The 13,964-nt window shown below is 41.5% G+C and carries 12 protein-coding genes and 1 tRNA gene; 7 read left to right on the forward strand and 6 right to left on the reverse strand.

The window, feature by feature from the left end; translation table 11 throughout:
- Window positions 1-236: 236 nt before the first annotated feature.
- Window positions 237-308 (forward strand) — tRNA-Arg (locus tag RDP42_RS11665).
- 66 nt (window positions 309-374) lie between these two features.
- On the opposite strand, the gene rpsO is transcribed toward RDP42_RS11665, so the two are convergent.
- Together rpsO and RDP42_RS11675 are read right to left on the reverse strand one after the other, a co-directional pair.
- Window positions 375-644 carry a 30S ribosomal protein S15 gene (rpsO, locus tag RDP42_RS11670; protein WP_072541391.1) on the reverse strand — a complete coding sequence of 90 codons (270 nt, stop codon included), beginning with the start codon at window positions 642-644 and terminating at the stop codon, window positions 375-377.
- A 116-nt stretch (window positions 645-760) separates the two neighbouring features.
- The gene (locus RDP42_RS11675; protein ID WP_308763819.1) at window positions 761-1,756 is read right to left on the reverse strand and encodes a cation diffusion facilitator family transporter; all 996 of its coding nucleotides are present in this window, start codon (window positions 1,754-1,756) and stop codon (window positions 761-763) included.
- A 138-nt stretch (window positions 1,757-1,894) separates the two neighbouring features.
- Between RDP42_RS11675 and typA the strand changes: the two genes are divergently transcribed.
- Window positions 1,895-3,700, forward strand: coding sequence for a translational GTPase TypA (gene typA / locus RDP42_RS11680; protein WP_308763820.1), 1,806 nt, complete (start codon window positions 1,895-1,897; stop codon window positions 3,698-3,700).
- Window positions 3,701-3,781: 81 nt separating this feature from the next.
- On the opposite strand, the gene RDP42_RS11685 is transcribed toward typA, so the two are convergent.
- Window positions 3,782-5,749 (reverse strand): LTA synthase family protein, encoded by a 1,968-nt coding sequence (locus RDP42_RS11685; protein WP_308763821.1) that lies wholly within the window; start codon window positions 5,747-5,749, stop codon window positions 3,782-3,784.
- 87 nt (window positions 5,750-5,836) lie between these two features.
- Here RDP42_RS11685 and RDP42_RS11690 point away from each other — a divergent pair, with 87 nt between their 5' ends.
- Window positions 5,837-7,204, forward strand: a complete 1,368-nt coding sequence (locus RDP42_RS11690) for a metallophosphoesterase family protein (protein ID WP_308763822.1) — start codon at window positions 5,837-5,839, stop codon at window positions 7,202-7,204.
- An 87-nt stretch (window positions 7,205-7,291) separates the two neighbouring features.
- Window positions 7,292-8,227, forward strand: coding sequence for a glycosyltransferase family 2 protein (locus RDP42_RS11695; protein ID WP_308763823.1), 936 nt, complete (start codon window positions 7,292-7,294; stop codon window positions 8,225-8,227).
- A gap of 6 nt (window positions 8,228-8,233) precedes the next feature.
- Here RDP42_RS11695 and RDP42_RS11700 read toward each other — a convergent pair whose 3' ends face one another.
- The 3 genes from RDP42_RS11700 to glf are packed head-to-tail and all read right to left on the reverse strand — an operon-like array spanning window position 8,234 to window position 11,355.
- Entirely contained in the window at window positions 8,234-9,211 is a 978-nt protein-coding gene (locus tag RDP42_RS11700) for a glycosyl transferase family 90 (protein ID WP_308763824.1), read from the reverse strand.
- Between the two features lie 3 nt (window positions 9,212-9,214).
- Window positions 9,215-10,240 carry a galactofuranosyltransferase gene (locus tag RDP42_RS11705; RefSeq protein ID WP_308763825.1) on the reverse strand — a complete coding sequence of 342 codons (1,026 nt, stop codon included), beginning with the start codon at window positions 10,238-10,240 and terminating at the stop codon, window positions 9,215-9,217.
- Between the two features lie 5 nt (window positions 10,241-10,245).
- Entirely contained in the window at window positions 10,246-11,355 is a 1,110-nt protein-coding gene (glf, locus tag RDP42_RS11710; RefSeq protein ID WP_308763826.1) for a UDP-galactopyranose mutase, read from the reverse strand.
- A 259-nt stretch (window positions 11,356-11,614) separates the two neighbouring features.
- Here glf and RDP42_RS11715 point away from each other — a divergent pair, with 259 nt between their 5' ends.
- Genes RDP42_RS11715 through RDP42_RS11725 form a run of 3 tightly spaced genes read left to right on the forward strand, consistent with a single transcriptional unit; the run spans window position 11,615 to window position 13,899 of the window.
- On the forward strand, window positions 11,615-12,304 hold the full coding sequence (locus RDP42_RS11715; protein ID WP_308763827.1) for a lipopolysaccharide kinase InaA family protein: 690 nt from the start codon (window positions 11,615-11,617) through the stop codon (window positions 12,302-12,304).
- Window positions 12,305-12,357: 53 nt separating this feature from the next.
- Window positions 12,358-13,101, forward strand: a complete 744-nt coding sequence (locus tag RDP42_RS11720) for a DUF5672 family protein (RefSeq protein ID WP_308763828.1) — start codon at window positions 12,358-12,360, stop codon at window positions 13,099-13,101.
- A gap of 6 nt (window positions 13,102-13,107) precedes the next feature.
- A complete protein-coding gene (locus RDP42_RS11725; RefSeq protein WP_308763829.1) occupies window positions 13,108-13,899 on the forward strand; it encodes a glycosyltransferase family A protein in 792 nt (263 codons plus the stop codon).
- The last annotated feature ends 65 nt before the right edge of the window (window positions 13,900-13,964 follow it).

Consider the following 13,964-nt stretch of genomic DNA (forward strand, 5'->3'; position numbering starts at 1 on the left):
GTCAACTTAGTCAGGAATTAATCTTAAAACTGACAACTATTTTCAGTACACCTCAAACGCACTTGCGTTTGAGACAAAACGCCAAAGAGTTTTGATTGAAACGCACTTGCGTTTTGGTTGAAACGCTTAGGCGTTTTTTTGAGTAAACAAAAAACAGCCAAAAAATCACTTGCAGACCGCTTTTTTCAAACCAAAAGCAAGAATATTCAATAAAAAGACTTACTTTTGCAAAAGTTGCCCTTGTAGTTCAACGGATAGAATAGAAGTTTCCTAAACTTTTGATTCGGGTTCGATTCCCGACGAGGGTACAAAAAAATAAGCCGCTCTTCCCGAAAGAAAAGCGGCTTATTTTTTTGCCTGCAGCAAGTAACGGATTACTTACGAAGACCAAGTTCCTTGACGATGTTACGATATCTTTCGATATCACGGCTCTTCAGGTAGTTCAGCAAAGAACGACGCTTACCTACCAAAGTTGTCAAAGCTCTTTCAGTGCTATAATCTTTTCTGTTGAGCTTCATGTGCTCAGTCAGGTGAGAAATACGGTATGAAAACAATGCAATCTGTGCTTCAGGTGAGCCAGTATCAGTGTTAGACTTTCCGTACTTTCCAAAGATTTCTTGTTTTTTAGCTGCGTCTAAATACATAATTTGACTATTTATTAAAATGTATAAATTTGATTTGCGGTTGCAAAGATAGACATAATCTTTTAAACGACAATTCTTTTCACGCTTTTTTTTTCGCAAACAAACTCAAGAAGAAGTCAATCCTTCCGTTCGTTGGCACGTTCAATAAATGTAGCCAATGTAATCGGATCGGCCTGTTCAAAACGCATTTTACGTGTCTGACATTTCTTGCAGGAACAGCTACCACACTTGGCCTGCTCAAAAACAGTACAAGGATCCAAGTGTATTGTCAGCTGAATCCGGTCAGCATATTTCTTTTCCAGAATCTGTTTTAAACGCGCTCCTTCCCGATGTCCTTCTTCAATGGTATAAAACCAGGGAAGAGTCAAATCACAATCCATATACAGATAACTTCCATATTTGATGACTTTCGCATTATGAATATCTATCCAGTCGGGCGAACGCTTCTCGTTCAGTTCCTGAGCAATCTCGTTCAGCAAAGCCTCATCCGCCTTATCCAGCAGATTCGCAATCGTCTTGCGCAAGATAGAAATTCCCGTCACAATGATAATTCCTCCAAACAAAAAAGCTAACACACTATCTATCCAGGCTATTTTCGTGAAATAAAGCAAGAGCAACCCCACTACCAGTCCGATGGTAGAATACGTATCCGACTGCAGATGCTTCCCCCCTGCTATCAAGGCCATTGAATTATACCGCTTGCCGATATGTACGCTGTACCATCCCATCAGATAATTAACCAGTCCGGAAAATGCCACGATATAAATACCCACATCCAGTTTCCGTATGCCGACTGGACAAAACAAGTGATACACCCCTTCATACACAATCAGTATCCCGGCAAACGTAATCAGAATACCCTCAATGGAAGCTGAAACCTGCTCCATTTTCCCATGTCCGAAAGGATGACTCTTGTCTTTGGGCTGTGCCGACCAATGCAGACTGTAAAGACTCACCGCTCCAGCTACGACGTTGACAATACTTTCCATTGCATCCGTCAAGATTCCTACAGAATTTGTCAGCCAGTAAGCGGCAAACTTCCCCACCAATATAAGGAAAGAAATCAAGACTATCTTTTTTTGTACACTCTGCTTAAGCTGTTCTTCGTTCATACCTCTTCTATTTTTAAAACGGGTCGCAAAGTTAATGAGTTCCAGTGAAAAGTATTTAGACAATTTCTTATTCTTTATTATTAACAATGATTTTTTCGAAGAAAAATCGTACCTTTGCACACAAATTATAGGTATAGTATGCAAGACATTAGAAACATTGCCATTATTGCCCACGTTGACCACGGTAAAACTACCCTCGTGGACAAAATGATGTTGGCGGGACATCTGTTCCGCAACGACCAGACCAACGGTGAACTGGTTTTGGATAACAACGACCTGGAACGTGAAAGAGGTATAACTATTCTTTCCAAGAACGTTTCCATCAATTACAATGGTACAAAAATCAATATTATTGATACTCCGGGACACGCCGACTTCGGTGGAGAAGTAGAACGTGTCTTGAACATGGCCGACGGATGTATTCTGCTGGTGGATGCTTTTGAAGGTCCGATGCCGCAGACCCGCTTCGTACTGCAGAAAGCCCTTCAGATTGGGCTGAAGCCGATTGTGGTTGTCAACAAAGTGGATAAGCCAAACTGCCGTCCGGAAGAAGTATACGAAATGGTATTCGACCTGATGTTCAGCCTCAACGCCACAGAAGATCAGCTGGACTTCCCTGTACTCTACGGTTCGGCCAAGAACAACTGGATGGGTGAAGACTGGAAGACTCCAACCGGAACCATCACTCCGCTGCTGGATGCCATCGTAAAATATATCCCGGCTCCGCAACAGCTGGAAGGTACTCCTCAGATGCTGATTACCTCACTCGACTACTCTTCTTATACAGGACGTATCGCGGTAGGCCGTGTACACAGAGGTACTTTGAGAGAAGGTATGAATATCACCTTGGCCAAACGTGACGGCACCATGGTGAAATCAAAAATCAAGGAAGTACATACCTTCGAAGGCTTGGGCCGCAAACGGGTAGAATCAGTTTCTTCTGGTGACATCTGCGCCATCATCGGTGTAGATGGATTCGAAATCGGTGATACGATCTGCGATTTTGATAATCCGGAACCACTGCCACCTATCGCCATCGACGAGCCGACCATGAGTATGCTGTTCACCATCAACGATTCTCCGTTCTTCGGAAAAGAAGGAAAATACGTGACTTCCCGTCACATCCACGACCGTCTGATGAAAGAACTCGACAAGAACCTGGCGCTGCGCGTACGCAAGACCGAAAACGAGGATGGAAAATGGATTGTATCCGGACGTGGTGTGCTCCACCTGTCTGTATTGATTGAAACCATGCGTCGTGAAGGCTACGAACTTCAGGTAGGACAGCCGCAGGTTATCTTCAAAGAAATCGACGGTGTGAAATGTGAACCGATTGAAGACCTGACCATCAGCGTTCCTGAAGAATTCGCCAGCAAGATGATTGATATGGTAACCCGCCGTAAAGGTGAAATGGTATCCATGGAAACTCAGGGCGACCGTGTAAACATTGAATTCGACATGCCGTCGCGCGGTATCATCGGTTTGCGTACCAACGTACTGACTGCTTCTCAAGGAGAAGCTATCATGGCTCACCGCTTCAAGGAATATCAGCCGTACAAGGGTGACATCCCTCGCCGTACCAACGGCTCCATGATTGCCATGGAATCAGGAACAGCTTTTGCCTACGCCATCGACAAACTGCAAGACCGTGGTAAATTCTTCATCTATCCGCAGGACGAAGTATATGCCGGACAGGTAGTGGGCGAACACGTTCACGAAAACGACCTGGTGGTCAACGTAACCAAATCAAAGAAGCTGACTAACATGCGTGCTTCCGGTTCTGATGACAAGGCTCGTATCATTCCGCCGGTCATCTTCTCACTGGAAGAAGCACTGGAATACATCAAGGAAGATGAATACGTGGAGGTGACTCCGAAGAGCATGCGTATGCGTAAGATCATCCTGGATGAAACGGAACGCAAACGTGCCAACAAGAACGCGTAAGCATACATTATTTATATAAAAGAAATCCGGGCTTTCGAGGAGTTCTCCTTGAAAGCCCGGATTTCTTTTATCGCTTCCTGGCTAATTCCTATAAACCAAGCCATTGTGGTTCATCCGCTCCATATATTGCTGAATAATAGATTTCACTTGCGTTTCCATTTCTTTCAACGTGTCCTGCGGCATGATATCTTTCACATCATCCTTCATCAGCAAATCCGTACGAAAACGGTAGGCATGAATCACTTTCTCTCCATCGAACTGAATCAAGTAGTCACCTTTCAGGAACTGGTAGATTCCGCTGGTGGGTACATAATTCACGGCAAATTTATCAGTAACCGGCGTATGCAATGCATCTTGCCCAAAGCCCACATACGGACGGTCATATCCTAAAATTCCCAATACGGTCGGCATAATATCAATCTGATCCACAACTTTCTCTGTGTCCAGTCCTTTCAACTCCGGTATACCTGGTGCATAAAAAATAACCGGTACCTTATAATATCCTAAATCGGTCACATAATCCGGATAACAGTTTCCGCTGGTATGGTCTGCCGTAATGACAAACAACGTATTCTTAAACCACGGCTGTTTCTCTGCCTTTTCAAAGAAGCGCTGAATAGCATAATCAGAATAAGCCACGGTCTCAAACAACGGATCTTGCCCTGTAGGGAACTTTCCTTTATACCGTTCCGGCAAATCAAAAGGTCCATGAGAGGTCGCTGTAAACACAGAGGTTACAAAAGGCTCCTTCATCTCCGACATACGGTCACAATAGAATTGCAGGAATTCTTCATCCCAGATGGCCCATGTGCCGTCAAAATCCTTATCTCCATTGTAATTCGGATCTTCATTATATTCAGTACGTCCAAAATACTTCTGGAAACCAACTGCACGGGCAAAAGCCTGGAAACCCATAGAGCCATTCATGGCACCATGGAAAAACGCAGATGAGTAGCCTTTATGCCGGGTCAGTTCCCCAGCAATACTGGAAACGTCGTTCAAGGCCGAAGGAGTCAGAAAAAAAGGCTCCACAAAACTCGGAATGGAAGATAGCACGGAAGGCATCCCATCAATACTCTTCCGTCCATTACTATAAGAATACTGGAAAGTCAGACTCTTTTTCAACAAAGAGTCAATGAAAGGGGTATATCCTTTATAAGCGCCATTCTCCAACTGCGGATTCAATGAGCCGACATGCTGCTTGCTAAATCCTTCCCAAATAATCACTACTACATTCATCGGACGGAATGCCACAGAATCAGAAGGCAGGTGTATAGGAGTATACACAGCCTCCGCCTCTTTCTCTGATAAATATTCAGGAATCACAAAAGTCGCTTTTCCCAACGTCCGGAACAAAGAGAAAGGCGTATTCAGTACCAATCCAGCATCCAAAGGCCGCTTCACGTACTGATTGGCGTTACTCAATGTGATAGGACGAGTAGCCGTGGTCATACCTCCACGCATGCCGAACACGGTAAAAGGAACGGCAATCAATAAAGCAACCAGCTGCACCCCATAATACATCCATTTCTGCGTTACTGGAAATGCTTTCGGTGAACGATACAGTTTATACAGAGCATAAAACAATGCAGCAGCTAACAGTACCAAATACCAGTAAGTGGCAAACTCATCCAAGAAGATTGAAGTTAACTTTCCATCCCCTTCATGCCTGAACTCCTGCAAAACCGTCATGGTCGTACGTCTTCCTGTAAAGCGGAAATAAACACAGTCTATCAGATTCGTAATCAGAAAAAAGGTATTGACCGCGGCAAAAAGCCATCGCACCACTTTATAGAATACTGGGGTCTCCTTCCAATGCAATGGGAAAAGGAACAATAAAATGAACAAAGCATTGCTATAGAGGATAGCTGTGGTATCAAAGATAATACCCGCTCCAAACAAACTAACGGCATATCCCCACGTCAAATGTCCACTAAATGCATCCCAATTTAAAAGCAAAAACACCAGACGGCATAAAGTGTAACACACATACACAAGCACTAAATTCCACACCAGTGTCAGCACATTGGCAAAAAACTTTTTCTTCATTATTCTTATCTTTTTACAAATACTAAGTGGCAAAAATAACGATAATTTTGGAGAACTTCCTATCTTTGTATTTTAAAGGAACCAAAGATGAAGAAAAAACAACGTATCACAATCTATGTATCCATACTTATTGTAGTCGCACTCGGACTTTGGATTCACTCTCGCTGGGATGTATGGTTTGGAAACCCGGAAGAACTACCCTACTCGCCCCTGGCAAAACCTGGAAGAGTCTTACTGACTTTCGGAGATAAAGAAGAACTTTCTCGAAACATCAGTTGGCAATATGACTCTGTGGTAGCACCCGCGTCCTTCGTAGAACTGGCTGACACCTTAGCCAAAGATACCCTCCGCATCGATGCACAAGGAGAAATATTCCAGTCACGCAGTGGCAAGGCGGCTTACTACACTGCTCGATTGCGTTCACTGAAACCGGCTACTTACTATAGTTACAGAGTCAGCAACAATGGAAGGTTCTCTCCTTGGTATAGTTTCCAGACCTATAACCAGACCACACGGAAGGACTATTCCTTCATCTACGTAGGAGATGTGCAAGATACCATCCATGGGAGAGCCAACCAATACCTGAAAGCGGCCTTGCAGACGCATCCTCAAACAGAATTCTTCGTTTTTGGCGGTGACCTGACAGAACGCCCTATGGATTCCTATTGGGCTGAAACCTTTTCCGGGCTCGACTCTATCGGACAGCATTATCCCATATTGAATGTGACCGGCAACCATGAATATCTGAAATATGTCATACGTAAACTGGAACGCCGCTTTCCACTGGTATTCTCATATTACCAAGATTCCATGGTAGGAGACAACCAGGTATACACACTCCGATACAACAACCTGCAAATCTTCCTGCTCGACAGTAATCGGGAGTTCTTTTATCTGTGGACCCAAAAGAAATGGCTGGAAAAAGAATTGAAAGCCAGCGATGCACAATGGAAGATTGTGGTACTGCACCATCCTCTGTATTCCGCAAAAGGGAAATACAATAATCTGGTACAAAAAACGATGTTTAATGACTTGATCCAGAAATACCACGTAGACCTTGTACTGCAGGGACATGAACATGCTTATGCCCGCATGACGCTTCACGACGAACAAGGCAAAGCTATCCCTCCAGTTTATACGGTCAGCCACTGTTCTCCCAAAAGCTACCGGATAGCTTTCGATCCACGTTTTGATAAGTTCGGGATTGAAAGCCGATATTACCAGTATGTACGTATTCATGGAGATACCCTCAGCCTGAGTGCCTACGAAGTTCCTGCAGGTAATTTATACGATTCCCTGGACATCGTGAAAACCGGAACGCCCCCTGCCATCCTCGACTATGGCAAGAATATCCCTGAACACCTGAACTTCAAACCTGGGAACAATAAAAAAGACCAGAAATATATGAAACTGATAGAAAACTACAAGCATACGAAAAAGGACATTCACCAATGATAGAAAGCCCCCTTCTCTATAAATAAAGATGTCCCTATTGGCTCATTGTTTCTCTTCTCTATTTTACTTGATCAAAATTCAATTCAAATGAACCCAAAAATCACATCCCCCATCATAGGTTGCGCCATTGTCACCTATAACCGACTTAACCTGCTTAAAGAGAATATCTCAGCCCTCAAACAGCAGACTTATCCTTTACATAAGATTTTCATTATAGACAATTGTTCCACAGATGGAACCAAAGAATACTTAGACAGCTTATCCAATGACCCCCAGATGCAAATCACTCACCTTTCAGAAAATAAAGGAGGCGCATGGGGATTTTATGAAGGCATCAAACAGGCCGTCCTCGCAAAATGTGAATATGTATGGATTATGGACGACGACACGATTCCTACACATAATGCCCTCACAGAACTGGTGAAAGGTCTGTCTCTTTCAGACCACATTGGATTTGTATGCAGCAAAGTGACTTGGACAGACGGAAGTCCGCATAAAATGAATAAACCGGGTCTTATACGCCCCATACAAAAGATTACAAATCCAAATGATTCATCCATCTATGGAATGTCTTGTACCAATTGTACTTTTGTATCCGTCATGTTTGATGCTAAAGCCATCTATCAGGTAGGATTACCTCTTAAAGAATTCTTTATCTGGCACGATGATATTGAATACACCGACCGAATAATTAAGGCTGGTTATAAAGGATATTACATTGAAAAAAGTGTAGTTGTCCATAAAACCGGAAAGAACTATGCTCCGCATATTGAAGACACCCCTCAAAAAGACTTATGGAAGTTTTATTACCAAGCCCGGAATACCACCTTCATGGCCCGAAAGAATAAGCCCAACAAGCTGTTATTTTATCTTTCTACCCTTAATAAATATCGTAGATATATGCGCAAAATCAGAAAGATAAAAGACAAAGAATGCCGTGCATTCATCAAAAAGGAAGTCAAAAGAGGGTGCCAAGATGGTTTAAAGTTTAATCCGAAAATTGAATACATTAAACCACAATAAACCCATCTACTTCCATCCCTGATCCGTCATACGAAAATACTTATCAAGAACAAGGAGAGAAATTAACTTTTCTCTCTTTTTATTCTTGAACTGGGACACATACTCATGGGCATGACGAATAATCTCCTCCGCCTCAGCCGGATGTGCAATATAATAATTTACACGTTCCAACAAATCTGAAAAATCAGGTTTTATCTCAATATAATGATAATTAGGTTTTAACGTCCCTTCCATAAACCAAGTTTCACAAGTGGGACGAGGCATTACTGCTATTGAATTAGAAGACATGACCCACTTCAAATTACTAGCCACATCATTGCCCTCCAAAGCCATTATAAATTTATAATCTAAATGCTCTGTTATCGTTTTTTTCTCCGTCCTCCATTCTATCGGATCAGTCGTATGTTTACTGACATCTCCTAAATCACACATGGGATGTCCAAAATACATCTGCATAAACTTCCGACGGGAATCCTTACCTTTTACTTTTCCACGAAAAATAATCTTATCCTGCTTTTCTGCGAAACTCTTCTTATCATGTACAAAAATGAAGTGACGTACTTTATCCAATTTCATAAGAATTGAATTCTCATTATGGTCTACCAAAGGACGACTTTTCACAATGGAAGGATAAGAAGGCACATGAATAATATCTCCCGGCAGGAATCCCCATCTCAAATGCTGAGGGAACCACCTTGTATATTCATAGGTATCAAAATAATAGACTTTAGGACTCTTCATCTTATGGGCTGCAAGGGGCTTTGCATCCAAAGGTAAAGTCACAGGATGAGAGAGTTGGTTATAATAATCCACCCTCCATCTGATATATTCTTCATCTTTTCGCCCTGCCAACGAAGCCAGTTCCTTTTTCAATCGCCAACGAAACAAAAATTTAGGTTCTAACTGACGAAAGAAATTCACTGCATAATAAATAAACTTAGGATTCTTCCCGCTTCTAAGTGTATATATCAACTTATTCTTCATAATCTAAATGAATTTAAAAGCAGATTGAAGTGCCGTATTCACATAATATCCTTGAGCCAGTCTTGCACTTATTTCTTGCACATTTTTCTTCATCTTACAATAATCATCCACACTCATTTCACTCAAGACTTGATTTAATTCAGCCAATGAAGAAAGACAAAGTCCCAACTGATGTTTCTTAACAAAAAGAGCCAAGGCTGCCTTATCCCAAATAATCACAGGACAATTACAACGCAAATACAAGGACATCTTGTGGGGAGCATTATATTGCAGATATTCTCCTAAAGGTCCATGCCCTCCCTCCAGTTCCGGTCCATACCATACCAATCCAAAGTGACCTTCTGCCGTTTGAATCAACTCGTCAGAAGTCACAAAGCCTTTATCCTCTACCACAGCACCCTCCAAAGACTCTTTATCCAGTCCGCTTCCATACAATACAATTTTAAATACACGAGCTGGCAACTTCGCCAGTTTGTAAAGGAAAGCATTATGCTTAGGAGAAAGTACACCCGCAAACATTACTTTATACTCATTCTCCTGCGGTAAAGTATCAGAGGCTTTACTATCCGATAAATAATCAAAAATCTCAAGTACAACTACAGGTCTTTGCAAGTGCTGGGCCTCAAGCCAGTTCTTCATTGATTCACTATGAGCAATAATTACATTAGAATGACGCAGACGGTGTATTTCTTGACTCACAGTAAGGCGCTTGCTGCGAAAACTGCCCAAATCATGGATAATAGTCACCACCTTGGCTCCTTTCCAATGAGCAACCCGACAAACAAAAGTAAAATACTTCTTCAACGGATATTGTAAGACCAGTCTGTCCCCTTTCTTCAATGAAAAGCATGCTTTCAACACACTTGCCAATGTAACAAAGAAAGACAGTATCGTATTCGTATAACGGGTTTGAGGGAAACCGACATTCACATACCCATTCTGCTTCATAACCTGTTCAATGTCGGTCTTTGCTTTATTTCCAGCCCCATTTACGCCTTTATAGTTACGCGACAAATAACAATTTCTCATACCTTTCATCGATTACATTCATTCTTCCATGTTTTCAACGCAGCAGCTACCGTATCGTCCATATCCGCATACGCATACAATCCTAAGCGCCCGCCAAACAATACATTCTCACATTGAGCAGCCAACTCCCGATACTGACGATACATCGCTCCATTACGCGCATCATTTACCGGATAGTAAGGTTCTTTACCCGGTTCATAAGAATCCGGATATTCATAGGTAATTACGGTATGGGGCTGCTTTCCGTACTCAAAATGTTTATGTTCAATCACCCGGGTATAGGGAATCTCGCGTGCCGTATAATTCACCACTGCATTTCCCTGAAAATCATCTATCTCCAGTCGCTTTTCTTCAAAACGTAGGCTACGGTACTCCAAATGACCGCACTGATAATCAAAAAATTCATCGATACAACCCGTAAACAAGATTCGGTCGGCAATCTCCTGCCAATGGGCCCGATCTTTCAGAAAGTCTGTATCCAGTTGCACCTCAATTCCTTCTAATAAGGCATCAATCAATGCATTATATCCACCTTCAGGTATTCCCTGATAACGGTCATTGAAATAATTGTTGTCATACACAAAGCGAAAAGGTACACGACGAATAATAAATGCAGGAAGCTCCTTTGCAGAACGTCCCCACTGTTTTTCCGTATAACCTTTTATCAGATACTCATACACATCTTTTCCACATAACTTCAATGCCTGTTCTTCCAGATTGGCTGGCGTTACAATATGGCTGTATGCGGCACATTGTTCTTTTAGTTTTTCTCTGGCCTCAGCCGGAGTCACTACCCCCCATAGCTGATGAAAGGTATTCATATTGAACGGAAGATTATAAAGCTTATCATGGAAACGTGCTAAGGGAGAATTTATAAAGCCATTGAACGGAACCAATGCATTTACATAATCCCATACCTCCTTATTGTCCGTATGAAAAATATGAGCCCCATATTTATGAACATGAATTCCATCCACATCCTCACAATATAGGTTCCCGCCCTTATGGCTACGCTTATCTATCACTAGACATTTCTTTCCTGCCAATGTCGCTTCACGAGCAAAAACTGCACCAAACAGTCCGGCTCCTACAATTAAATAGTCATACTTTTTCATCACGTTCCAATAATATTGATTTCTACTTATGCTTTTCGCAAAACTACACAAAAAGTATGAATTGCAATTCCAAATTACAATATCTTTTCTCCCAATCTACCATAACGTATCAGTCCATGTTCTCAATCCACAGAGACGATATTTGCTAAAATCTTCTTTTTTATCTAATTTTGTCATATTAAACTGCAATGAACCAGTCATGAGAATAGTGATTAATCCACGATATCAACGTCTGAGCTATTTCATTAACGAGCTTCCGATGAAATTTGACACCTCCGGAGAAACCCTTTATCAGGGAAGAAATCAAGTAAAAGCTTTCCAGGTGCAAGGATATCCTATTGTTGTAAAACGATACAAACGCCCCAGTTTTATTCAAAGAGTCATTTACAGCTGGTTTCGTCCTACTAAAGCATGTCGTGCGTACAATTTTGCTTTTCGGATGCAAAAACTGGGCATCCAAACTCCTGAAGCAATTGCATATATCGAGATTAATCGCCATGGACTCTTTATTGACAGTTATTTCGTTTCGTTGCGCTGCAACGATACTCCTTTGTTCCCCATATTGGTAAATGAGCCCCAATACGACAAACAACTGGCTCATGAGCTGGCAATCTATATTGTCGAGCTCCACAAAAAGGGGTTTCTCCATGGGGATCTGAACCTTGCCAATATTCTGTATCGGCAAGAAAATGGTAAACCGATATTCACCTTCATTGATACCAACCGTTCTCATTTCATCAAATCACCTACACCCAAAGTTTGCCTAAAAAACTTGATGAGAATCACTCACCGCATAGATTTGCTAAGAGAAATCGTACAGACATATGCTGAGCAAAGAGGTTGGGATGCCGTAAAAAGCTGTGACCAAGTAGAAGCTATGCTACATCATTTTGAACGGAAACGTGCATATAAATATCAACTAAAGAAAATCATTAAATCTACTCGATAAATATGCATCAAGTAAAAGTTGTCATACCCATATATCGGTTAAGTTTGTCGGAGATGGAGCAAGCTTCCATTCGGCAGACTTTACAAGTATTGAAACAATACCCGATTGTCATTCTGCATCCGCAAAATTTAGTGATTCCCGAAGGAATGTTTCCGCCCACAGTCGCTCAACTGGCAGTAAGCGAAGAATGGTTAGGAACTCGAAACGGCATTGCCGGATACAATAGAATGATGATGTCTTACGACTTCTACCAACTTTTCTCCGATACAGAGTACATACTGATATGTCATACTGACGCCTGGATTTTCCGGGACGAATTATCAGAATGGTGTCACAAAGGGTATGATTGTATTGCAGCGCCATGGATAGAACGCCCAATCTATAGGTTACCTATCATCAAACAATACATGCAGTGGATTAAAAAAAAACATGAACGAAAACATACTTTCTGCCGACAAAACCTATACGGAAAAATCGGAAATGGAGGCTTATCTCTCAGACGAGTAGAAATGTTCAAACAAGCTTGCCGTACGTATCAAAAAGAAATCGAGGAATACAACTCACATCATCAACACTATTATAATGAAGATGTATTTTGGGCAACCGTCCCAAAGGAATTTCATTATCCCACAGAAACCATAGGATTACAATTTTCCTTCGACCGACATCCAGCTTATTGCCTGAAACGGAATAAAGGGAAATTACCCTTTGGCTGCCACAGCTGGAACAAGCCGCGCATGTATAAATTCTGGAAACATATTATCCACTGGAACAATTTATTAAACACCCAAAATTAATCTGCTATGAATCTCTTCAAATATGTCAAGAACTATCTTGTATCGTGTGGCTACCTCATAAGAGAAAAGTTCAATCCTTCTTCCATAACAAGCGGTAAAGAAGTCCCGATTATTATCAATAATTTTAACCGACTGACCACATTGTGCCTGTTGATAGAAGCTTTAGAAAAACGAGGATATAGCAATATCTACATTATTGATAATGCTTCTACTTATCCCCCTTTGCTTGAATATTACGACAAATGCCCGTATACAGTATTCAGACTGACAGAAAACTTAGGATATAAAGCATTATGGAAATCTCATTTAAATAAGAAATTATGCAATGACTACTTTATCTATACAGACTCAGATGTAGTTCCAGCAGATTATTGTCCTGCAGATTTTATTGATTATTTCCTCTCAGAACTCAAAAAGCATCCTTTGGCACGTAAGATTGGCTTTTCCTTACGAATAGACAATCTTCCAGACCATTACGACCATAAACAAGAAGTAATCAAAAAAGAAAAAATATATTATTCAAATCTCAAAGAGAATAAACTGTACCGAGCCCCCATTGATACCACATTCGCTTTGTATCGTCCCAAAATTGGACTCAGCCGAAGCAGATATGTGGAAACGTATCGTACAGCCTACCCCTATCAAGCTGAACATATGCCTTGGTATACCAATTCTGCTCATCTCTCAGAAGGGATATTCAGTAAATGTCCCCAAAATAAGATGGCATATGAAATGATTATGGTCTATCATCTTCATATGCCATTTTTTATTGTCAATTTTCCATGTATTCTTACATAATTCTATCCATCAGGACATGACACTTCTGAAGAAGCCAGATGACCTCTTCCGATTCCGTCAGTAAA

Source organism: uncultured Bacteroides sp. (assembly GCF_902472605.1).
Lineage (GTDB): Bacteria > Bacteroidota > Bacteroidia > Bacteroidales > Bacteroidaceae > Phocaeicola.